Genomic DNA, 21,852 nt, shown 5'->3' with positions numbered 1-21,852 from the left:
TGAATGAACGTCCAGGGCGCATGCGACCTTGACTTACATCACGCAAAGAGGATGAGCACAGACCTATGCTGGACCCACATAGGAGCGTTGAATGACCATGAAATATTCAATGACAGAAACGAGCAATGGGCTGAGCGTGAACGCCACGGTCGGGAAGGAACAACAGGCGCAACTTTTGTCTGAGTTTGGCAAGTGCGCAGCGGGTACCTGCACATGTCCGTCCACCCAGTACGACAAGCTGGAAGCCATCAACGTTCAACAGACCGACGAAGGGGTGAAGGTCGATCTGACAGCAAAGTCCGGCGAGAAAATCGACCTGAGCGACATTGCGCGTTGCCTGGACCACACGGCCCAGTTGCTGGGCAAAGCCTGAGCACCACCGCTTCCGGTGGTATTGGGGAACGATCGGTCACACCGCTTATCAATGGCCTGCAGCCTCGCGCTGGTCATCTACGACCTTGAACTGGGATTTTGATGTCTTCACACTTCACGCTACTGGATGCACCCAGCAAGTACCTCTTCTTCACTGGCAAGGGAGGTGTGGGAAAGACCTCCATTTCCACAGCTGTCGCTATCGCCCTGGCTGATGCGGGAAAGAAGGTCCTGCTGGTCAGCACAGATTCCGCGTCGAACCTGGACGAGATGCTGGATATTGAACTGAGCAACCGGCCAGTCACCGTGCCAGGAGTCCCTGGTCTTGCCGTGTTGAACATTGACCCGGACGCCGCAGCTCAAAATTACCGCATCCGTGTGGTCGAGCAGATGGGGCCGCAAGCCAGTGCCGATGAGGTGGCCACGGTGCGGGAGCAGTTGTCGGGCGCGTGCACGACAGAGATCGCCACTTTCGACGAGTTCTCCAGCCTGTTGTCTCACGGCGGAGATGCCTACGATCACGTGGTGTTTGACACCGCGCCCACCGGGCATACCTTGCGCTTGCTGAGCCTGCCCAAGGCCTGGAGCGGCTTTTTACTGGGCAACGATCGAGGAGCTTCCTGCCTTGGGCCCCACTCCGGCCTCAAGATGCAGGAACAGTTGTTCAACCAAGCCTTTGCCTCGCTCAACGATGCGTCTCTGACCAGCATTGTGCTTGTGGCTCGTCCGGATGCGGGAGCATTGGGCGAAGCGGCCAGGACTTCGGCAGAACTGGTGGCGCTTGGCTTAAGGCATCAGCGCTTGGTTGTGAATGCCGTTTTCAAAGCCAGCGATCGCAGCGACCCCATTGCGGCAGCTCTTGAAGACCAGGGTCAACAGGCGCTTCGGGATATGCCTGAAGTGCTCCAGAGTTTGTCTCGCGATCAGGTTCCCTTGCGGGCCGTTGATTCGGTGGGCCTGGATGCCTTGCGCGGCCTGCTGTCACCAGAGCCCACGCCCTTGCCGAGCCTGTCCTCCGCGCCCATGCTCCCGCAGGAGTATCAAGGGCTGTCCGACTTGGTGACAGAACTTGCCAAAGACGAGCACGGGCTGATCATGGTGATGGGCAAAGGAGGCGTGGGCAAAACCACGATCGCCGCAGCACTGGCCCTGGGCCTTGTCAAAGCGGGTAAGTCCGTTCACCTGAGCACAACCGATCCGGCCGCCCATCTGTCCATCACGCTCAATGCTGAGGTTCCGGGATTGAGTGTGGGACGAATCGACCCGAAGGCAGAAACGCAAAAGTATGTGGACAAGATCGTTGCCGCCAAGTCGGTGGGCATGACACCAGCTGAGAAAGAACTGTTGATTGAAGACCTGCGCTCACCCTGCACCGAGGAAGTGGCCGTGTTTCATGCCTTCTCCCATGTGGTGTCGCAGGCGCGAAGCGCATTCGTGGTCTTGGACACTGCCCCCACCGGGCATTCACTGCTGTTGATGGATGCCACGGGGGCCTATCACCGGCAGATGGTCAGGGAGTTTGAAGGACGAGGAAGTGGGCGCATCGTCACGCCGCTGATGAGGCTACAGGACGGGGACTACACCAAGATCATCCTGGTGACCTTGCCCGAGGCCACACCCGTTTCCCAAGCCGCAGCCCTCCAGGAAGATCTCAGGCGGGCAAAGATTGAGCCGTTTGCTTGGGTAGTCAACAAGTCATTGTTGGCGACCAGGACGCGGGACCCCATGCTTCAGGTGCGTTTGTCCAACGAACAACGTCAACTCGAACGCATCGCAAGTCACGCGTCCCATCCGCCCTATATGGTCCCCTGGACTCCCGAGCCGCCCTTGGGCGTTGCAGCACTGGAGCAATTGATCGAGGGTTGATTTGACTGGGCTTTGAGAACGCCCCAATTTCACCAGTGTCGCGGACTTAAGTCCATGAAACCCGCAAGGCAGCTGATGTCAACGATATCGTCGCTGCGCCCAAAATGATCCAAAGCGTGTCAATCTCGGTGGTCAGCAACAACGCAACAGTGACGACCGCAATGAAGATGTTGATGGGATCGGTCAGTGCGTCTTGTGCCAGAGGCAGCGCAGCAGCCAACAAAAGACCTGCACTGGCAATGACGACGGCCTGCATGGCCGACTTCACGCGCGGATGCTCGACATGGCTGCCTGCAAATTTGAGCAGTGGAATGATCAACAAGGCCGGGGTGATCATCGCAAGCCAACCAGCGATGGCCCCTGGTATGCCGACAACAAAATACCCAACACTCACGACATAAAGGCCCACCGGTCCAGGCGTGCCACGGGTAATGACAACGGCCTCGTTGAGTTGGGTTGCTGTCAACACTTGGTGCTGCAGCACCAAAGACTCATAAATCATGGGCAGCGATGCAAGCCCCGCAAAGGCCGTCACGGTGCCCTTGAGCAAAAGAAGGTAGAGCGTGAGGAGGTTCATGGCTGTTTCGATGGCAAAAGAACTCCAACCACGCAGGCGAGCAGCAGGACTGCAATGGCAGGGACACTGAAAATTGCGTGCAGCACGAAGGCCACGGCTGCAATCAAGATGACTCGCACCCTCGCATGTGGCTTGAAGTGCGGGTGTGCGATGGTCCAGCAGGTTTTGACCGTGATGCCCACGGCTGCTGCAATGGCGCCGTGTAAGGCGGCCTGGGCCCAGGGGTTGTGCTGCCAATGACTGAAAAGGGCTGTGGCTGCTACAACGATGATCGTGCAAGGGACTGACGATGCAAGCAGGGCCGCCACCGCCCCAGCCAGGCCGCGAACGAGCAGCCCAACACCTGCACAAAATGCCAGCAGGTTGGTGCCTGGGGTCAGCCTGGCCAGAGCAAAGCACAACGTGAAGTCGTTCTGGTTCAACCACTTCCGCCTTTCCACGAGTTCTCGGTGGATAACAGCAACGGTGGCACTGCCTCCACCCAGAGTGAAATTTGCGTAACGCACGAATACGTCGATGACTTGCCAGAGTCCTGGTCGGTCATCGCTCAACTTGCATTCCCCTGAATTCACCATTTCACCTCCAGTGTGAAAACCGACAATTGCAACAAGTTCTGTGTTACTTGCAAAGTGCACGCCAGGTAGTGCTGGTGCTCATCGAGGGACAAGCGCAGACCCACCTTCTTGCTCGCTGACCCGATTGCTGCCACTGGTGGTTGGCACGAATCGGAATGAGTGGCCTAGTTTGAATCGTAGCCGGTGGCGGGTTTGGATCGGAATCAGTGACAGGTTTGGATCGTACTGACTGGTGGTTTTGAATCGGTTTCAGTGGTTGGTCTGATCGGAATACTCACCTCTGGTCGAAACACAGCGGGGAGGCAATGCGGGCGGGGGCACGACCCTCACCCCCATGGGCAAGTCCGTCCTGAAGATCTACAGAGGTATTGAAAGTGATGCCCAGAATGCAGTGGCCAAGCGATTGCCTGAATTGCTGGCCATGATCCGCGCTGACATGGATTGAGGCGCCCGCTCCCCCAAGAGCGCCCCGCTAAGTCGGTTCCCCGTTCCATTGCTACTCAGACCCCTGAGAGTATCCAGTGTGTGCGTGACCTCCTTAGATGCTGCCTCGAAGCTTCTTGACCCCCTTCACCCGAGCTTCCAGATCTGCCTTCACATAAATTGCCGTCGTTGTGATCGATTTGTGCCCCAACACAGCCTGTACAAGAGCGAGATCTCGGTCGGTCTCCTTGAGCAAATGATGAGCGAAGGTGTGGCGCAGCCAGTGCGTTGACGCCCGCTTGAACGTGGCCATGTCATCGGTCACGCTTTCCTTGGCTTCATTCGAGCATTGTTTGAAAAATTCTTTCAGGATCAGATACACCAATTGAACCGACAGGCCACCTGTCTTGTTCACAGTATCCTGAAGAGCAGGGCGTTCAAACTCTTCCACTACCTGATCTTCGATCGCAGCCTGGTCGTCCAGTCTCCTGTCGTGTACCTGGATCCACTTGTCATCGAGCACTCCGAGAAGCGGCTGCTTTTTGTCAGGAATGGTCTTGAATTTCTGCAGCTTCTTGCCCTTGGCCATCAGCTCCTTGCGATCCTGCAGGTGGACCTTGAGTGCGGCCAACACCGCCTCGTGAAGTGGCACAAAGCGCTGACGGTTGCCCTTGCCAATCACCTCGATGCACATGTTGTCCGTCAGGTTCCCATCAACCCGCACCCGCTGAACATCGCCCCATGTCGCGTTGCAAGCCTCCTCACGCCGCAGGCCTGCCAGCTCCAGAAGCAACAAGATCGCCCGCAGGCGCCGCTTGGCCGGGGTGTCAGGCAGTTTTTCAAACGTGCGGGCGATCACGTCCATGTCCTGATCCGTGAACGATCGCTTCACATCCATCGTCAATTCGTCGCTTCTCCTGCCGATGAGCTTTCGGGCTGGATTCAGCGTGGTGTACTGTGACTCCATCCAATGGCTGTACATGGCGCTCACAGCCGCAAAGGTCACATTCAGACTCATCTCGTTGAGCGGTCCCTTCAGCGGCCTCCATGTGCTGGCCTTTCGCCAACGATCTGCTTTGGGATCTTGAACCCAATGAGCAGGTGGGCTGCACAGGAAGTCCTTGAAGTCCTGCATGTCCAGTTCAGTCAAAGAGGAGAGGGCGAGGCCTCGCTCGTGCACTGCCCAGAGGATCAGACGTTCGATCGCGCGTCGGTACGAGGTTTGCGTGTGCGCGGACTTGTCCCGAAGCAGGCGAAACCAGGCCTGAACCGCCTCCTGATCGTTGTTTGCCGCCAGGCTGTTTTCATTGGGTCTACGGAATTTCCCCGAGGCTCCGTTGAGAGCAAGAGGCCAGTCCATGGACATGAGCGGCACCAGCCCAACGCCGGCGACGGTAGCCAGCGATCGAGCAGAGGAGCTGGACGGCATGGGGTCGGCCACCTGTACCGGCTTCAGCCCCTCCCGAGGTTCGATCTCCCAGCGCTTGAGCCACTGCAGGAGGTTGCGCCCCCTGGCAAGCCCGTACCCGGGCACCTTCTCAACCCAGCGCTCGCCCTGCAGAGAGATCCAGTCCACCAGGTCGCCGAGCTTGATGACACCAGCCTCACGCATGGCCTGGCGCTGAGCTTCATTGAGCCGCACCCATTGATCGACGTGGTGCGTCCTGACGGGCCGGGTTCCCAGCCGCTCATCGAGCCAGTTGATCGCCTTGAGCTGGATCTCAATTCGCGCCGCCAAGGACTTCGCAGCCAAGGCATTCGCTGATTCGATCTGCTGGTCTGCTTCGGCGCCCTCTCCAGAAGGTGCACTCGATGGGGGCCGGAAAGATGCGAGCGGCGATTGCACTTGGCTCTGACGAGCAAGCGGAGCGTCGGCCATGGCTTTCTGGACAAGAGCTGTCGGCGAGACATTCGGTCGCACGGGGCTCGCAGGGTTCACGGCCTGCAGAGTGCCGTATTCCTCTTCGTACAGTTCGAGCAATTCTGCCTCGCTGTACATGTCCTCATCAAACCGGGCGGCGAACTCCTCCAATGTCGGCAGCTTGGAATGTCTAGTGGCTGCAGGAGATTGGGCGGCGACTGCGGACCCCGGCGCACTTGCTGCCGAGTCAGCGCCGGTTGGCTTCACACGTCTTGTTTGCGCCAACGTGGCCGGATCGGAAGACGTAGTGGCGGTGGCATGACCCGGTGTCGGGCTGGGCACAGCTGCTGGAGCCGCACAGGCGGGGCCAGTGCTCGGGTATGGGGACGCTGGGCTGTCGAGCACCACAGTTTGGTGATTGAGGAGATCTCGCACCATGCGCCTGGCGAGCTTGTTCTCCGGCAAGGCCTGGGCCCCGGCCTCCACACGACGCAACAAGTCGCTGTAGATCTTGAGCAGCGCTGGGCGTTCGGGCACCCGGCCTGGCCAGAGCAGGTACTGACGAGCTGCTGCGGCGATGTCCACGCCTTGGGCTACGGCACGCAGAACGGCAAACTCGTCGGCCGTCACGTGAGCATGAGTCACCCGGGTGGTGGATCCAGGAGGACGGCCACGGCGACGCTTGGGCTTTTCAGCTGCAGGTGGAGCGATGACCTCATCATCGATCAGCACCGTGGCATGGTGCCGCGAGGTGGTCACACTTGCCGCACCAGGCGCAAGCGCGTGCACCTGGTGCTCCGATTCGACCGCGGATTCCCCAGGCTGATTAGGGGTGGGCATCATTGGGTCCTGGCGATTCATGGTTCGACTCTGCCTTTCCTGCATGAGCTTGAGGGCTGCGCGGGGCGCCACCGACCAATGGCCCTTGGCCAAGCCTGCGGCTGGCCAGGATCCTTGAAATGAGCAGGTCGATGGACTAGATTGAAATGACAGCCCACCCGGCACCTACGGATGGTGGCTGCAGCTCCCCCTTGCCCCCCAAAAAATTCCATTTTGAATTTTACCATCTCACTTACTTATCGATAACAGTAATTATCGCCAAGTAAAAATTATATGTAGAAGGCGAGTAGGGCGGTTTGTAACAGGCTAGAACCGCACCTTTGCCCTGAAACCGACCCAACAAATAAAGTCTGTCGGTTCGCGTCGAGTCTTGTACTTTGTTCACTGAGTTTTGTATTCCTGGCCCTCGGCGGGACTGTTGTCGAGTCCTCGCGCGTTTGAACCCTGGGGGCTCGAAGCTCCCCCACCAGGTGGTCGATCCGTTTGGAGGCATCCGATCTGAAAGCCGATGGGAGACCGCAAAGGCAGGTGAACGGCCGCAAGTCTGGCCAGGCCGCAGGTGCAAGAACGACCTCCCAGGCCTTGACCGCGCTCAGGGCGTCGATCCACACCTTGGTCGGTATCACCTCGGTATCGCTGAGACCCAAATGCTTCGCTACCCCCGAGGCCTACGGGCTAGGCATGTGCCCCGCCTTACAGCTTTTCACCGTTCAAAAGTTGCGCGGCCCAACCCCTGAGCCCCACCAGGTGATCTAGTGCCGCATCGCTAAGATCGTCGCCTGCTACGATGACCGACATCGGCTAGGAGCTGCCACTCATTTGCGGCGGCTTCGCGGTGTTTCAAGGCTGAAACCCGACTTTGGCTGAGCGCGACCTGGGTAGACGGGGCTAAACTTACTAAATGACACCAGCCCTCGTCCTGGCCGAGACCTTCCTTTCGTTCAAGGACTTGGCTCGCGCGTATGAGGTAGATGTTGACTATCAAATCAACCTGTCCGCAGGGCTGAATCCGAAGATAGCTGTAGTCGCACCTCACGGCGGTGCGATTGAATTTCCAACGTCCAGGGTCGCGGCCGCCATTGCCGGGCACGAATTTTCGTTCTACTCGTTTGAGGGAATTCGAGAGGCGGACAATTACGCTGCGCTTCACCTGAGAAGCGAACGCTTCGATGAACCACGGTGCCTCGAACTCATCTCAGGTTGCGATCACGTCGTGACAGTCCACGGCTGCAAGGGCGTCGACCAAGCGGTACTGCTCGGCGGTCGCGACAAGGCGCTCGGTGAGGAGATTGCCGCTGCGCTTGGTGCGGAAGGCATTTACTGCAAGTTTGATGGGCATAAGTTCTACGGCACGGACGCGTTCAACATTTGCAATCGAGGTCGAAGCAGGGCTGGGGTTCAGCTGGAACTGACTTCGACTTTGCGGAATTCGCCGGAAGCCGTAGCCGGCGTCGTGCGTGCGGTTCGAAACGTCCTCCTCCGGCTGGTCGATGCAGCCGATGGACCATGTGAGCCCCAGCCTTGAGTCGTCTGAACCGATGACGCAAAGACCCGCGGACGTTGTCTGCCCTACAACCAAGCCGGAAGTCCCTCAGGAGCTACCTGCAGATGCCACTCGGCAGGCGGTCGCGTCAATTCGAGGTGTCGTTTATCAGCTCTGGTGGTCCATTGATGCATGGCTGCGCCTGAAAACGCCCGACGAGGTTATCTACCTTGAAGGGGCCGAGGACCTTGATAGGGCGTCAGCCTTGGAGGCGGTGGCGCAGCAGGTCAAGAGTGAAGTCGATGGGATTTCCCTCAACAACCAGCGCGCATTGAAGGCGCTAGAGAACTTCTGGACGCTTCGGTGTCGGGAAGTTGCACGTACGGTCGAGTTTCACTATATCTCGACTGCCCCATCGGTCGTCGAGCGGGACGCTGCGTTCGGAGGAATCGCAGGTATGGACGCATGGAACCTCGCGCGCGACAGTGCCGAGATGGCGGTTTGCATCCAGAAGTACCTGGCGCCGAAGTTTTCCGATTGCAGCGCGCTGAGGGGCTTCCTTCAAGCGGCTGACGTAGCAGCCGTTCAAGCTCAGTTCATCCGTCCGATGCATTGGTTCTTGGGCCAACCCGGCCTGGAGGTGGTTCAACGGAGCGCTGAAGACCGCGTTATTCACAGACTGAGCGATGCCGGGGTCAGTCTCTCGTACTCGCCCAAGGTCTGCGACCGCCTTTACTCGTTCGTCAGCGAAGTAGTCGTGAGGCCCGAGTCCGCAAGTCGGCGACTCACCACAGCAGACTTGCTGCGTCAAATTGACGCAGCGACTACCGCGCACGTAGCTGTCCCGGCGGTCCAGTACGAACAGTTCATGCTGGCGCTGGAAGCCGGAAAATTCGACCCTGGCCGGGCGCTTTTGGACATGATGAAGCTGGAGATGCCGCCAGCGCCCACGCCGCTGCTCAATCGAGAGACGCTTGTGCGATGCGTCCGCGAGCGAATCGAAGCTCACGCAGCAGTTCTCCTGACCGGAAGCGTGCACAAGGGGAAGACGACCATGGCACAGCTTGTAGGCCACGCTGTGTGCCCCCACGCATGGTGGTTCCCCCTGGCGAACCGCACGGCTGTCGAAACGGACAACCTGCTCAGGGCGCTGGCTGCGGCCATCGTTGACCCCGGTGTGCCTTCGCTCGTCGTCGTTGACAACATCGACATTTCCCCCTCGACGATTGACAGTTTTGGCGCGGCCCTGACCAGATTGGTGGCTCAGGCCGCCGGCTCAAAGCGCTCGCTGTTGTTCACCGCTCGAGGTGAATCGTCCGGGTCAGAGCAGCTTGCTTCGGCCGCAGGCTTGGAGGTCATCGACGTGCCGACGATGTCGCCAGGCGAGGTGGCTGAACAGTGCCGGGCATATGAGTGTCCAGAGGACCTATCCGGCGTGTGGGGTGCTCTGATTTGTGGTCTGACGCAAGGACATCCGAAACTTGTTCAGGTTCGAGTCGCTGAGCTTGTAAGTGGTGGGTGGCCGTCTCCCACGAGCGCCGACCTGGTTTCTGCGTCTCCTGCCGTGAAATCGGCTCGAGGCACTGCGCGGAGTATGCTGCGCGGGACTGTGACGCCTGAAGTCGCCTCCTTCGTCTATACCGCGAGCGAGGCGACCTACCCGCTCTCTAGGGACATGTTGCTCGCACTCGCCCAAGCGTTCGGTGGCATCGTGACCGGAGGGGATGTCATTGACTCCCTCGAGGGCAAGTGGCTTGAGCAGTCACTCCCTGGCCGACTGTCAGTCACGCCGCTTCTGAAGGGGGCCGCCGAGCAGGTATGGACGGAAGAGCGGAAGAGCCTGGCGCACGTACAGCTGTTTGACGCCATCGCAAGCGTACGTCAGCTAGATGTTGCTGACGCTGCGTCGCTGTTGTTCCACGCGTTCATTGCTAAGGACGGTTCGCGGCTTCTGAAGTGCGTACGAATCATTGAAACCATCGATGAGGGGGCGGTGGCCAAGGCACTGTATCAGCAGTTAACCTGGCTGCCCTTTGTCGCCTTGAACGAGGGTGAGCGCTTCTTCGAGCCGCATCCGATGGTCAGCGTCATGCTCCGCCAGGTGCAGTTTACCGTCGCCAGCGAATCGGGCTCGGAGGAGATCGCCCGTGTGCTTGCTAGATGGACGGAGGAGGTCGACCTTGTTGAGGACGACGAAGCGCGGGAGGTGGCGGAGGTCGCCAGAAGCTCCCGGCTGGTCATCAACCGAAACCCTCGCGTACCCATCAGAGTCAAGCTGGCGGCAATCTATTCGCTGAGTCGTCAGCGCGGCAAGATGAGCGAGTATGCGGAACGTCTGGCCAGGCGGTTTCTGGCCGAGCCACGGGAGATGGTCCTAGACGTTCCAGAGAACGCGACGACCTCCCAGTTCTATCTGTCGCTCCATGCGTCGTTCCTGCGTGACCTGTCTGATTTTTCAGGAGTGCTCGATTGGCTCGAGTTCGACGCTGATGAAAATGCTCGAGCGGAGTTTGACTCGGTGGTGAGTTGGCCTCTCGTCAACTCATGTGGCGCTTTTGTCCATGGCGCATGGTCGTCGGGATGCACGGAAAGGACGGATTGGGAGCCGACTCTGGCGCTACTGCGGCGCGCACAGAATATTGCCCTCCGTCATCGGATGTCTTGGTTCGGAAGCGAAGTCGCAAAAGCAACGTCGATTGTTCAGTGTGAGCATGTCGATGACCCGGTAGGTGCGATGAAGACGCTGGACGCTGCTGCTGCGGTGTTTGGCGAAACAGTGACCATCGCCGAGCAGCGGGTGAACGTGCTGTTCCAAACAGGCGACCATTCAGCCGCGCTAGGTCTGTGGGAAGAACTGGCTGCTCGACCGCAAGCGCCGGAGCTGCTTGACGCATTCGCGCACAGGCGGGCTGCAATCAGCGCTTGCCACCTGACACGATGGGACAAGGCGGAGGAGCTGTTCCTGGCCGGTGCCAACGTGTCTGCGCTGCGAACCTTGCCAATCACGCGCTTCGGGCTGATCGTCGACGCCTGCAGGGTGATCTCCACGGCAGGTGACTGTCAAAGGGCTGCGCGCAAGCTTGCGGACCTGCTGGTCGACGTGCCCCAAGAGGCAAGCGAGGACGGGCACGAGAGCTGGGAGGCGGTGCTTCGCGTGACGTCGACCACTTGCAAAATCATCGAGGACGCAGCTTTCGGCAAGAACGGCGATGAGCGTTCGCTGGCTTATGGCAGAGCATCGAAGCCGGGGTTGCAGTTCGGTCCGGCAACGCCTAACCAACAGTTCCGGACGTTGCTCACAGTTGCCAGCGCTGGCCTACTTGCTGCGCAACTTGGCGATGTGCCCGAGAGGATGAGGGACTTGCTGCACGCCACGATGCAGTCGCCGATTCCGCTGGCAAGGCTCCTGGGTGCGCAGGCGATGCTGGCGTTTGAGTTCACCAAGGGCTCAAGTGCAGAGGTCGTCCCGGCGATTGCTTGCTTTGAGCGGGCGATGAACACTATGCAGTGTCTGCCCGATCAGCAGCGTTCGCGTGAGCCACAGCCTGACATCGAGCCGCCCGATGGGAGCAAGTTGTCGAACGCGGGCCTGGTGGCCTTGTTTACCGCTGGTGCGATATGCAGTGATGAGCCCGAGAAGGCGTTATCCGATTGGCAAAGACAGGCGGCAGCGGTTTGGGGCAAAGAGGCGCCTGCCGTGTTGAGTCTGAAGGAGATGTCGGTGGCGCTTTCAATGACAAAGGATGATGCTCGACACATTCTGGCGAATTTTCTTGGCAGTTCCATCGAGCAGATTTTTGGCGCCGCAACCGTGCTTTTGCGCGAGCCAGCTTCGCCAGCGCGCACCCTGCGGCTGCACTTGCTGCTGGCGTCGGTAACCGTGTGCTCTGATGAAGGCCTGCTGCTTCAACACACGCTCGCCCGCGCGGTCGCTCGGCGCTTCAGTCCGGTATGGGAGGAACTGTCGCTCAACGCATTCTTGTTCAAATCGCCCCGCGTGAGCGTACCTATGCTCCGGCAGGTAGTTGCCGATGTGGAAGACGGTCGACTTGGAACCAAACGGCTGCTTATTGCGGCGGCCGTTGCGCTGGGCTTCAACCCTGAAATGATCGATTCGCGTTTGGCGTGACACGCATCTATTTTCAATGCCGCAGCGATTCACTTGGGCAGCGCCTTGTGAATTTTCAAGCTGGGTAGTTGGCGCGTCCCATGAACGGGCACGACGACAGTATTCCAGCGGTCTGGCAAGCTACGCGTGGCGCATTGGCAGCACGCCGACTTGCAACAGAAGCTGCCGGCGAAAACGACGTGAATGGCTGGTTGACGGCGCGCAATTTGGCGGGGCGGACGACTGCAGTGGGCCCACTAGCGCCCTCCAACGTAGAGCAGAATTCACCCAGGAGCAGCCGGTGGAAGCGAATGGAAGCGGACGCTCAATGCCCAAGGTAAGCGGCGCTGGAGCACCGCAGGTGTGCAGGGCACCTACAAGGGCCATGAGAATGCCGAAGGCATGGCCCTTGTTGGCGTCCGCTTGACCGCCCAGTTAGGCCGCCACCACTTTTTCTGCACACGTGAATTACTGCAGTTCAGTTTCCTTAACCAATTTATGTTGTACTACCTGCGAGTCAAATTGTTCAGCAAGCGCAACTATTGCCGTGCGCGCAGCAGATACCATGTTGAATTCAACAGATATTTTTTCTCCGGCAGTTGCTCCAAAATCCTGGAAGCGTTGGCAAAAATCTGCGTCTGCGATGCCATCGTGATGCACAAGCAAGTGGCGGAGTTCAAAATATGGTAGCGCGGAATTTAGTATTCCTTGATCAAGACCCAGACCTAGCTTTGCGTCCATAGATTGGATGAGCGATTTTGTGTTTCGCTCATCTTCTAGCTTTCTGAAAATGGATCTGGCAACCATATGAACGACGTTATCCCAGTTTCCTGCGGCGAGTAGATCGTTCGCCTCAATGTTGATTTTGTGGCTGCCAATCAATCTATTTGGATTGATGCCATTGCGAGCAGCAGATTCGAGTACTTCTTGCATGTAATCATTGAAGTCCTCATATAAGTCCTTTATGTAGCCAGAGCACAGGCTGGCTTTAAGGTGCCGCACTGCAAGTCGACGATTATGGTCATTGTTCTTTCTGCGGGCTAGTGTTGGGTGCTGGGCGGGATCAACTGCATCGAACAAATGATTCCCACCATTTGCGGACAAGATGCCAGAGCCGGAAGATATGGCGAGGACGTCAGCGAGTTCAATATCGGCAACAAAGTGATCTGCGCGACTCAAGAACTTATGAAGATATTTTGTCTTTTTGGGCATGCGATTCCAATCTGATGTTTGTTAGTAAGGGAAAGGCTTGTACGGGCGGCCTAACGTCGGAATTAAGCCGCGCCGCGAAGCGGCATCGGCTTGAATGAATTGTTAGCCCTTCGGAGCAGATTGCAAGTCAGTGACTATTTCCAAAACCCCCCCATTGAAACCGACCACATCCTCAGGCGAGATGAATAATTTCAATTCATCCATGAGTTTATTCATGTTTGAGCTCCAGTGAATCTTTATCTTATTTAAGAAAAATTCAAATTCCTCATCTTGCGAGTAAAAAATTGCACCAGGCCCCTCAAGAAACAATCTTTTAATCGCACCAAGCGCAATCTTGTAATCAGTGACAACAAAATTTGTTCTCTCAAAAAACAGGTTGATTCTATATATTCCATTGAAAAAACCTTCTTGAAAATAGACAACCTTTTGACTTCCATCTACGACACCAATGCCAAATATGCAGAAATCATGCTTCTTGACCCAATAGCTTTCTGTTCGCAGCTTGTTGCCATATATTCCCTCAATCTCCCCGAACAAGCCAACTTTGACATTTTGTGAATTTGATAGAATCAAGCAAAGGTCTGATTGCGCTATCAGGTCATCAACGGTAGCAAATTGGCCGTTCAAACAACTTGGAAAGACTTCGGAAAACCGTTCTCTCAGATTCGAAGATATATTCGAATCGTTGCCTGACACATGGAATGAAAAGTGATCAAGACTCTTATCAAAGCTAACACTGTAGGCTTTCTCAATTCGTGAAATCAACTCTTTAACAACATTCCCACCAAGTTTTTGATTGAAAAAATTCGAAAGGAAATATTGAACCCCCCAATTCTCGATGTATCGCTCGATTTGATTAAAGAAATTTAATGGCAAGCAGCCTCGCAATATAGCCAACGAATAGATTGGATATAAATCTAGGCGACGCGGGGAAAACTCTAAATTCTTATGCTGATCTAGACATTGCAAAATACTAAAAAAATGCGTTGCCCAGTAGCTTCTGTTGTTTGGTATCAAACCCAATGGAACTGGGGTGATGATGCTCTTTTTTGAACTTTCCACTATATCAACTTCTGGATTGGCTAACGTAATGTAGACCGCACCAAGCCTCAGGCCATATCTAGCGCTTTCGGTCTAAATTGGCGCGGAAAACGCGGAAATGAGCTTATAGCCTAACTTGACGGTGCGTATGCTGTATAAAAATACAAAACTAAATTTAGGCATGAAACCCACCTCCCCTCCTGTGTTGTGCGCCACACGGTTGCTGGACCAGGTCCGTGAGCGAATTCGTTACAAACACTATAGCCTGAACACCGAGCAGGCCTACGTGCAATGGGCGCGCATGTTCGTGAATGGCACGATTTGGGGCATCCACGAGATACGGGGCAGCCGGAAATCGAAGGTTTTCTAGTCATGTTGGCTAACGAGTGACGGGTGGCGGCTTCCACGCACAACCAGGCGTTGAGTGCACTGCTATTCCTCTACCGCGAGGTGTTGGGCATGGACCTGCAATGGCTCGATGGCGTGCAACGCCCGCGCACGCCCAAGCGCATTCCTTCGGTTTTGACGGAAGATGAGGCGGCTGCTCTGCTATCGGCGCTGCCGACCGATATGGCCCTGTTGACCCGCCTGTTGTACAGGTACCGGTATGCGGCTGATGGAAGGCCTGCGCTTGCGGGTCAAGGACGTAGATTTTGACCGTGGGGTGATCGTGGTACGCCAAGCCAAGGGCGACAAGGATCGGGATGTGATGCTGCCCCGCGCAGCTTGGCAGCGGAGCTGCGCCAACAGGTGCTGGCTGCACGCGCGCTGTGGGAGCAAGACCGGCAGGCGCAGTGCGGTGACGTGGACGTTCCGCATGCACTGGACACCAAATACCGCGGCGTGGGGCAGCGCTGGGGTTGGTTCTGGGTGTTCCCCGCTTCATCCCCGTCGGTGGACCCTCGCACGGGTATTTGGCGGCGCCATCACCGATATGAGTAGCGATTGCAGCGCGCACTGAAGAAGGCCGTGGCACAGGCGGGCATTTACAAACCCGTTTCTGTGCACACCTTGCGCCACAGCTTCGCGACGCACTTGTTGCAGTCGGGCACCGACATTCGCACGGCACAGGAGCTGCTGGGGCACTCGGATGTGAGTACCACGATGATCTACAAGTCGCTGCCGCAGGAACCCCCAGCCCGTTGGACTCCTTGGCCTGTCAGTTGCCGCCTGGCTGAATGACGGCTTTCGAGCGTCAGGCTGAATGGCGCCTCAGGGCGATCTCGGTCATCCTACCAGGCCACATATGCTAGGCACCGGAAGCGAGCAAGACCACCGGGACAGCCGGGATACAAGTTGAGGCTAACCTATGCGTCAGTCCTGCACCCAATCGAACAGTTCAGATCGAGGGCCGGCGCTTGCTCGGCGGTTCCCCCAGGCACACAGCAGTGCAGTCACACCCATGGCGTCAACTGGCCATCGGGATTGAAAAATACAAAACTCAGCGAGAACAATTCCGGAAAATACAAAATTGAGAGAGCACGCAGTACAAGACCGGGTGATCGGTCACCTCCAAGTCTTTGATTTGGATGAGGTGAGAGTTCAACAGGCGGAGAGAATCGACACGATTGTCGATTCGCGTCGAGTCTTGTACTTTATTCACTGAGTTTTGTATTCCTGGCCCTCGGCGGGCCAGCTGTCGAGCCCTCGTGAGTCTTGAACTACGGGGGACCAGGCCTCCCCACCAGGTGGTCGATCCGATTGGCGGCTTAGGCACTGAAAGCCCATGGGGCCGCAAAGGCAGGTGAACGGCAGCACGTCTGGCAAGGCCGCAGGCGCAAGAACGACCTCCCAGTCCTTGACCGCGCTCAGCGCGTCGATCCACCATGGTCGGTCTCACCTCGGTATCGCCGAGACCCAAATGCATCGCCACCCCCCGAGGCCTCCAGGCTAGGCATGTGCCCCGCCTTAGGGCTGTACACCTTTCAAAAGCTGCGCGGCCCGACCACTGAGACCGAAACTACTGGCTGTCATTCAAAGAGCCGTTTCATCAGGAACATCGATACGCTCACAACCTAGCTTTGCAGGTTTAGTTGCTTAGGTATGTGGGTTTGTATTGAATTGGAACACTGGATTTGTTCCGAAGGCACCTTGATAGAAGCGGGCAGATGGTGGGACAACGGGTCCGACCAAGTACTGCCGAATTGACACATCGTTGGCAAGTACCACGTATCCTTTCTGACCTGTGTAGAGATAATCAGAGCCTTCTTTTTTTAGTGGAATGTGTTCTAGTAGCCGATAGCGGACGATTAGTGCTCTGAACTCACCGTCGTCGACCGTCTTTCCAGCACAATTCACCATTACGAGGGCTAGTTCGTCGGAGGACAACTGGGCTCGAAGTACGCTTGCATATTTCTGTCTACTGGGTTCGTCGAGCGTTTCATCGTCATTAATCAGCTTGAGGATTTGGTAGAGATTCCTGAAGTAGTGACCGAGGACGTAATTGTGTTCGTTTTGCAGAACCCAATAGTTTTCGATTAACTTCTGATATCGGTCGACATCATGGCCATGGCCATGGCTTTTATAAGAAATTGCTCGGATAATTTCTGGAAAGACCTGACGGCCTGAGACAGGGGGTGCAGGCGGCTGGAGAGAACTCCCGGCGAGGCGACACAAGTGATTTATATCATTTTGTTCATCAGGAAAGATGCCCACGCGGTCGAAACGCAGGCCATCAGCGATCCGGTGATGAAGCTCCAATGTGCTAAAGAATGTCGCTTCTATCGACTGCTTGAATGCGATACGTGTGCTTTTCCACTGCTGAAAGGCTGCGATGCCAACACCAGCGAATGCCAATGCAGCGAAGAGTGCATTTATCCCGCCAAAGAGGTCACCTACCTGGCCTAAGCGGGCCGTGGGAGGGTCCGAGGGCACACCGCTAGCGCCAGTTACTTTTGATGGATCGATCGCAGTTTGGACGAGATTGTCTTTCTGCGGCCATTTCAAGTCGGCGATGAACTCGACGCCGTAGAGTGCCCAAAGTAACCAGACCGTCATCACTGCCGCAACCAACCCGAAGGCTCTTAGTCGTTCTGGAAGAGGTGCGGCCATCAACATAAAAAGTACGATCAAAAGAGCCGACCACAGCAGAAAAAACGCCACCATTCATCCTTCCACAATAATCATTCGCATCTTCCCCCACTGTAACGCCTCGAGTGTCGAGGAGGCTGCTTGGTTTGGGGAAGTCCACCTCGGAGGTGCTCTGACTGGCGAATTGCCGATAGTAGTTTGCCTCAGCGTCGGCAGCCAGGATGTACCCGATGGGGTCAAACAGGCGATGGTGGTGAAACTAAGACACTCATTCGAGCGTGGCGAACTCGACGGCCTCCCTGGTTTTCCAGGGTGCTGGGCGATGAATCAACTCAGCCTTGTACAGGCCGTTGATGGTCTCAGCCAGGGCGTTGTCGTAACTTTCGCCCTTGCTGCCCACAGATGGTTCAATTCCTGCCTCCGCCAGCCGCTCGGTGTAACGGATGCGGACGTATTGCGCCCCCCTTTCGGAGTGACAGATCAGACTACCATCACGCTCGGTTTGTTGGGCGTACAAGGCCTACTCGAAACCCCCCGTAGATTCGGATTACATGGAAATCAACAGCCCAGGTGCTCTGATAGCGATGTCAACTCGCCCAGGTTTGCATCGAACCGATGGCCGCATCCAGCTTCTTCGTCAGTGCCCGCAGTGGCGGGCTGTCCGGATAGTGCTGAGATAAGATTTGCTTGACCTGCTCCAGACTACCAACGTGAACAGCACGCACGTCGGGCGAAAGGCTGCGCGCGAACGACGATCCGGACTCGTGATAGTAGAGTTCGAAGAACCATTCGTTGGGTAGCTCGTCATAGTTGTACTCACGCTGAGTCCACTCATCGAGTTCGCTGCGAATGCCGTTGACGCGGTTGTAGTCACCTTTGCGAGTGTACGCGGCCGTCAGCACCGACTTGAGCAGCTTGCCCACCTGTGTGTGCACCTCAATCGGCATCCGGCCTTTGGGGCGGCGCTGCGGGCCGACAAAAATCTGTACATAGCCTGCCATGCTGCGCGGCCCCCGCGTTAACTTGCGGGTCTCCGTCGCTGGTTGCTTGGCGGCGGCCAAATTGCGGGCAATGGTGCCTGGGCTAATAAAAATCGGCGTGGACGGCGCTGATTCGCCATCCCAAACAGCTTCGACGATCGGTGCCGGCAGACGGTCCAGAGCCTCTACGATGGGCGTCAACGGAACACCCTTCACCGCATCTGCGATGAGGTAGAGCCGCGAGCCACCGTCGGTGGTTGTACATACCAGGCCACGACGGCTTGGCGATCTCGAACCCGTGGCGCGCAGACCAGGCTGCACGCTCGGCAGTCTTGGCCTCGGCGGCCCGTTCGTAGGGCTCGTCAGCGAAGAGGTAGCGCTTGGATTCGCGGTCATACCAAATGCTGTAGTGGTCCCGGCCAGGCACGGCGTTGCTGGACCGGCCGTCGGGAAATGCGCGGCTGTGGCTCTTGGATGGCCGCAGCTTGGTCGTGTCCATGAACTGGAGCGTGCGCGCGGCGGCGCAGATCACCCTGCGTGCCTGGGACTGCGACTGCATCATGTCGCGACGCGCCAAATGATCTGGGCCTTCCGGCTGGAAATAGGTCAGCGCGCGGTGGTGGTCCAACTGCGCCGCCGTGATCAAGTCGCTCCACAAGGTACCGAGCCGGATGCTCAGCGTTTCGCGACCGCGCGTGTCCGACTCCTTGTCACGCCAATACACAGTGAGGTAAAGGCGGTGACCTGGACGGGCATTCGGGCGATTGCCACCGCCTTTGAGCACGTTTTGTGCGTGCTTAAGGTTCTGGAGAAGCCGGCCAATTGGGCGGCGACCTCCAGCGCGGGTACATGTTTGATCCCTCGCTCGACCTTGATCGAATTGGCAAGACGTTTGATGCCGTCCATGGTGGTCGGACGAATGGCTTCACTCGACATGAAAGTGCTCCTGAGTCCATGACGAAACGTCACCCGTCTGCCGCTTCTCGAACCCGAACATGACATGCGGGAAGAGAGGGAGTGTCGGCAGTGCTGTCAACAGCTTTGCTATGACGGGTGGCAGGCTTCTGCCCGAAACCTTCGGTGGATTATCGCTCCCGCTGCGGGCGCTGTAGAATCGTTTTTTAGTAGCCGCTACCTGCCGCATACACCCTTTCGGGGTACGACGAAGACGGAGTTCCTGCGCCTCACCCAACCAAGATTGATTCCTTGGGCGGCCCGCAAAGCGTGCACCGGAATTTCGCCCGACGGAAATCGATATGGACACCCCGATGCTCAAGGTGTTCGCGGAGCGCCTGCGCGCGCACCTCGGACAACACCAACTTCACGTCAAGCACGGTCAGGCACTCGATCTAATCGCTGCGCTTCCGGGCCTTCGCAACTGGCCCGAGGTCAACGCATTCCCAGTCCGGGTGGCTGCTGGTCAACTCAATGACAGCTCTGCTGAACGCCTATCCCGCCGTCTGACGAAGAACCACGGCTTTTCGCTCACACCTGCGCAGTTGTTGCAAATCTTGAAACCCGCACGGGTCAAAGGTGAGAGGGTACTCGCCTATGAGGAGTTGGACGACTCGGGCTCGCCGACGGGTCGTCGTGCGGCGTTCACCGGTATTGAGTTCACCCCGCTGAGGTACTCAGACCTGATCAACACGAAGCTCAACAACAAGCTCGTGATCCCCCTGAACTGGACGCACGCCAAAGTCATCGAGAGCAATATTTCGGAGATCAAGCTGGAAGGGGTCGCCGCTGGCAACGCAACCATTGAGAGTACCTACACTTCCAAGACCATCGGCCTGGTCAAAGGAGGCTGGCTGCCGTCGGGTTTGGCGGTCCGGCAGGACATGATCGTTCTTCCTGACCGTTGCACGATCACCGAACTGAAGGGTCGGTTTCGAGATGGCATTAAGAAAAACGAGGAAGACAAGGACTTTCTCGACTTCTTCGAGGGCGACGGCATTCGCATCAATCCATTGCTCTACGCGCTGGAGGGCAACGTCCGACGGAACCCGACGTCCGATCAAGTCAAGCAGCAACTCGAAGAGGTCATCGCAGCATTGCGGTTGGCACTGCCTAAGGCCGAATTGGTGCCGGGCGACATTGGTGGACTGCAGGGAATTGTCGGCATAGTTCAAGACACCCTGGCCAGCATGGAAAGAAAGCAGACCTTTCTCATGCGATTGGCGCCGAGGCTGGTGCCGCCGACCAGCGTGAGCAAGAAAGCGCAGTTGTGGAGCGAGATACTCTCGACAGCACAGGACTACGGCATTCCAAAGAACTCGCTGGTCGTTCTCGCAGCACTCAGCTCAATCTCGGTTCCCATGGGATACAGCCCGGCCAAGCGGCTGCTGAAGCCCTCGGCCGACTACTCGGCTGAGGATGCCTACAACGCGCTCGCGGATCTGCGCTCATTGGAAATTCTGATGTGCCTGTTCGCCTTGTTTCCGGACCAACAGATGATGCTGTGCACGGGCGACAAGAATCTGGCGCTATTCTGGGCGGGAATTCGCGCGTCGAAGTTTGCTTGGGTTGGGAAAGCCGCCACGTTCACGCTCTCACCAGTCGAAGCATTGTTGCCAAATGTCTCTGCAGAGCACCGCGCGTCGTTCTTCAATCTTGTAGATCACAGCGAGGCGGTCTCAGCTAAGGCGGCAACGGAAGGTGGCGCACCTTGAAGGCGTATCCGTTCACGCGACCGACGCTGATTGCCGCCGTCGAGTTTCTCGGCGCCGTATCGACCCAAGCCAAGATTGATCAGATCATCGTCCGGCTGGGTCTGGAGCACGAGATCGAGCTTGGCTCGTCGAAGAGCGTCACGGCAAAAAGCGCGCTGCTGGGCAGAGCGGTTGCGCAGCGTGCTGCCCATGTCATCAACACGGTGAGTGGACAGATGACCTTGGCCGAAGCCGTTGTGCGAACGGCTGTTGACGTGGCGGTGCTGGAAAACGCCAAGCCAGAGCAAGGGCCATTGCTGCGTGGATTGGCGCTCGATGGATACGTGGTGTCCTGGGACGAGTCCACGAGGGTTCCGCTGCTGCGTGCTGCGTTGCCGGAAGAGATCGATTTGCCGGCTACCGATGACGAGGTTCATCAACTGCTGAAGCACTTCGGCTTCGAGGTTCCGCTGGGACATCTCGACCAAGCCATTGCCGCACACACCCGAGGTGATTGGGCGGCCGCGAACAGTCAGATACGCAGTTTTCTGGAAGGGCTGTTCGATGACATTGCCTTGCGTATCGATCCCCAGAAGGCCGGACTGCTGCCGACTTCCGAGAATCGCCGTGCGATGCTGGCCGACCGAGGCTTCCTCTCGAAGAACCGAAACGAGTGGGCTCCGGACGGAAAGAGCTACGTCAATGGCCTGTTCAAGATGCTCCACACGGATGGATCGCATCCCGGCCTCTCGAACGATGACCACAGCACATTCCGTTTGCACCTCGGTCTCGTCACCGGCCGAACCATTCTGCGCCGGCTCCATAATGAGAAGTGA

17 protein-coding genes and 1 pseudogene are annotated in these 21,852 nt (G+C 57.4%); 9 read left to right on the top strand and 9 right to left on the bottom strand.

The window, feature by feature from the left end; genetic code table 11:
- Positions 1–91: 91 nt before the first annotated feature.
- Both L880_RS0118135 and arsA read left to right on the top strand, forming a co-directional pair.
- Positions 92–373, top strand: coding sequence for a hypothetical protein (locus L880_RS0118135; RefSeq protein WP_157462975.1), 282 nt, complete (start codon positions 92–94; stop codon positions 371–373).
- 101 nt (positions 374–474) lie between these two features.
- Positions 475–2,238, top strand: coding sequence for an arsenical pump-driving ATPase (arsA, locus tag L880_RS0118130; RefSeq protein ID WP_027476868.1), 1,764 nt, complete (start codon positions 475–477; stop codon positions 2,236–2,238).
- A gap of 46 nt (positions 2,239–2,284) precedes the next feature.
- Here arsA and L880_RS0118125 read toward each other — a convergent pair whose 3' ends face one another.
- The 3 genes from L880_RS0118125 to L880_RS0118105 all read right to left on the bottom strand — a co-directional run bounded on the left by L880_RS0118125 (position 2,285) and on the right by L880_RS0118105 (position 6,535).
- Positions 2,285–2,815: a chromate transporter gene (locus L880_RS0118125; protein WP_027476867.1), complete on the bottom strand. Its 531-nt coding sequence runs from the start codon at positions 2,813–2,815 to the stop codon at positions 2,285–2,287.
- The gene (locus L880_RS32825; protein WP_051443413.1) at positions 2,812–3,390 is read right to left on the bottom strand and encodes a chromate transporter; all 579 of its coding nucleotides are present in this window, start codon (positions 3,388–3,390) and stop codon (positions 2,812–2,814) included. The genes L880_RS0118125 and L880_RS32825 overlap by 4 nt, the downstream gene beginning before the upstream one ends.
- Before the next feature lie 538 nt (positions 3,391–3,928).
- Positions 3,929–6,535 carry a tyrosine-type recombinase/integrase gene (locus L880_RS0118105; protein WP_169737781.1) on the bottom strand — a complete coding sequence of 869 codons (2,607 nt, stop codon included), beginning with the start codon at positions 6,533–6,535 and terminating at the stop codon, positions 3,929–3,931.
- Between the two features lie 880 nt (positions 6,536–7,415).
- Here L880_RS0118105 and L880_RS0118090 point away from each other — a divergent pair.
- Together L880_RS0118090 and L880_RS0118085 are read left to right on the top strand one after the other, a co-directional pair.
- Positions 7,416–8,039, top strand: coding sequence for a poly-gamma-glutamate hydrolase family protein (locus tag L880_RS0118090; RefSeq protein WP_051443412.1), 624 nt, complete (start codon positions 7,416–7,418; stop codon positions 8,037–8,039).
- 13 nt (positions 8,040–8,052) lie between these two features.
- On the top strand, positions 8,053–12,126 hold the full coding sequence (locus L880_RS0118085; RefSeq protein WP_027476862.1) for a hypothetical protein: 4,074 nt from the start codon (positions 8,053–8,055) through the stop codon (positions 12,124–12,126).
- Positions 12,127–12,573: 447 nt separating this feature from the next.
- Here L880_RS0118085 and L880_RS35760 read toward each other — a convergent pair whose 3' ends face one another.
- Positions 12,574–13,317 (bottom strand): hypothetical protein, encoded by a 744-nt coding sequence (locus L880_RS35760; protein WP_157462973.1) that lies wholly within the window; start codon positions 13,315–13,317, stop codon positions 12,574–12,576.
- A 102-nt stretch (positions 13,318–13,419) separates the two neighbouring features.
- On the bottom strand, positions 13,420–14,379 hold the full coding sequence (locus tag L880_RS35755) for a hypothetical protein (protein WP_157462972.1): 960 nt from the start codon (positions 14,377–14,379) through the stop codon (positions 13,420–13,422).
- 127 nt (positions 14,380–14,506) lie between these two features.
- Here L880_RS35755 and L880_RS36855 point away from each other — a divergent pair, with 127 nt between their 5' ends.
- The 3 genes from L880_RS36855 (at position 14,507) to L880_RS36820 (ending at position 15,540) form a co-directional block, all read left to right on the top strand.
- Positions 14,507–14,728 (top strand): phage integrase N-terminal SAM-like domain-containing protein, encoded by a 222-nt coding sequence (locus tag L880_RS36855; RefSeq protein ID WP_483772906.1) that lies wholly within the window; start codon positions 14,507–14,509, stop codon positions 14,726–14,728.
- A gap of 237 nt (positions 14,729–14,965) precedes the next feature.
- The gene (locus L880_RS36825; protein ID WP_425389195.1) at positions 14,966–15,319 is read left to right on the top strand and encodes a tyrosine-type recombinase/integrase; all 354 of its coding nucleotides are present in this window, start codon (positions 14,966–14,968) and stop codon (positions 15,317–15,319) included.
- An 8-nt stretch (positions 15,320–15,327) separates the two neighbouring features.
- Entirely contained in the window at positions 15,328–15,540 is a 213-nt protein-coding gene (locus tag L880_RS36820) for a tyrosine-type recombinase/integrase (protein WP_425389196.1), read from the top strand.
- A gap of 855 nt (positions 15,541–16,395) precedes the next feature.
- Here the strand turns inward: L880_RS36820 and L880_RS35080 are convergent.
- The 4 genes and pseudogenes from L880_RS35080 to L880_RS35745 all read right to left on the bottom strand — a co-directional run bounded on the left by L880_RS35080 (position 16,396) and on the right by L880_RS35745 (position 19,304).
- A complete protein-coding gene (locus L880_RS35080) occupies positions 16,396–17,463 on the bottom strand; it encodes a putative phage abortive infection protein (RefSeq protein ID WP_084461415.1) in 1,068 nt (355 codons plus the stop codon).
- 94 nt (positions 17,464–17,557) lie between these two features.
- A pseudogene (locus tag L880_RS32810) lies at positions 17,558–17,908 on the bottom strand (transposase domain-containing protein); the annotation flags it as partial.
- Between the two features lie 67 nt (positions 17,909–17,975).
- Positions 17,976–18,689, bottom strand: a complete 714-nt coding sequence (locus L880_RS35750) for a DUF5623 domain-containing protein (protein ID WP_157462971.1) — start codon at positions 18,687–18,689, stop codon at positions 17,976–17,978.
- 354 nt (positions 18,690–19,043) lie between these two features.
- Positions 19,044–19,304 (bottom strand): hypothetical protein, encoded by a 261-nt coding sequence (locus L880_RS35745; RefSeq protein ID WP_157462970.1) that lies wholly within the window; start codon positions 19,302–19,304, stop codon positions 19,044–19,046.
- A 320-nt stretch (positions 19,305–19,624) separates the two neighbouring features.
- On the opposite strand from L880_RS35745, the gene L880_RS32805 reads away from it, so the two are divergent.
- Both L880_RS32805 and L880_RS0118025 read left to right on the top strand, forming a co-directional pair.
- Entirely contained in the window at positions 19,625–21,037 is a 1,413-nt protein-coding gene (locus L880_RS32805) for a hypothetical protein (protein WP_157462969.1), read from the top strand.
- Positions 21,034–21,852: a hypothetical protein gene (locus L880_RS0118025; RefSeq protein WP_027476855.1), complete on the top strand. Its 819-nt coding sequence runs from the start codon at positions 21,034–21,036 to the stop codon at positions 21,850–21,852. Before L880_RS32805 ends, L880_RS0118025 begins: the two co-directional genes overlap by 4 nt.

The sequence above is a fragment of the Curvibacter gracilis ATCC BAA-807 genome, assembly GCF_000518645.1.
In the GTDB taxonomy this organism is placed as follows: Bacteria; Pseudomonadota; Gammaproteobacteria; order Burkholderiales; family Burkholderiaceae_C; genus Curvibacter; species Curvibacter gracilis.
Note: the sequence above shows the minus strand (reverse complement) of the source record. Positions and strands in the feature narration are given on the sequence as shown.

Coding starts and splice junctions, on each gene's coding strand:
- L880_RS35745 (WP_157462970.1), bottom strand. CDS start 19,304: ATGTCGAGTGAAGCCATTCGTCCGACCACCATGGACGGCATCAAACGT.
- arsA (WP_027476868.1), top strand. CDS start 475: ATGTCTTCACACTTCACGCTACTGGATGCACCCAGCAAGTACCTCTTC.
- L880_RS36825 (WP_425389195.1), top strand. CDS start 14,966: ATGCGGCTGATGGAAGGCCTGCGCTTGCGGGTCAAGGACGTAGATTTT.
- L880_RS35080 (WP_084461415.1), bottom strand. CDS start 17,463: ATGGTGGCGTTTTTTCTGCTGTGGTCGGCTCTTTTGATCGTACTTTTT.
- L880_RS32805 (WP_157462969.1), top strand. CDS start 19,625: ATGGACACCCCGATGCTCAAGGTGTTCGCGGAGCGCCTGCGCGCGCAC.
- L880_RS35760 (WP_157462973.1), bottom strand. CDS start 13,317: ATGCCCAAAAAGACAAAATATCTTCATAAGTTCTTGAGTCGCGCAGAT.
- L880_RS0118135 (WP_157462975.1), top strand. CDS start 92: ATGACCATGAAATATTCAATGACAGAAACGAGCAATGGGCTGAGCGTG.
- L880_RS32825 (WP_051443413.1), bottom strand. CDS start 3,390: ATGGTGAATTCAGGGGAATGCAAGTTGAGCGATGACCGACCAGGACTC.
- L880_RS36855 (WP_483772906.1), top strand. CDS start 14,507: ATGCTGTATAAAAATACAAAACTAAATTTAGGCATGAAACCCACCTCC.
- L880_RS0118125 (WP_027476867.1), bottom strand. CDS start 2,815: ATGAACCTCCTCACGCTCTACCTTCTTTTGCTCAAGGGCACCGTGACG.
- L880_RS0118105 (WP_169737781.1), bottom strand. CDS start 6,535: ATGAATCGCCAGGACCCAATGATGCCCACCCCTAATCAGCCTGGGGAA.
- L880_RS0118090 (WP_051443412.1), top strand. CDS start 7,416: ATGACACCAGCCCTCGTCCTGGCCGAGACCTTCCTTTCGTTCAAGGAC.
- L880_RS0118085 (WP_027476862.1), top strand. CDS start 8,053: ATGACGCAAAGACCCGCGGACGTTGTCTGCCCTACAACCAAGCCGGAA.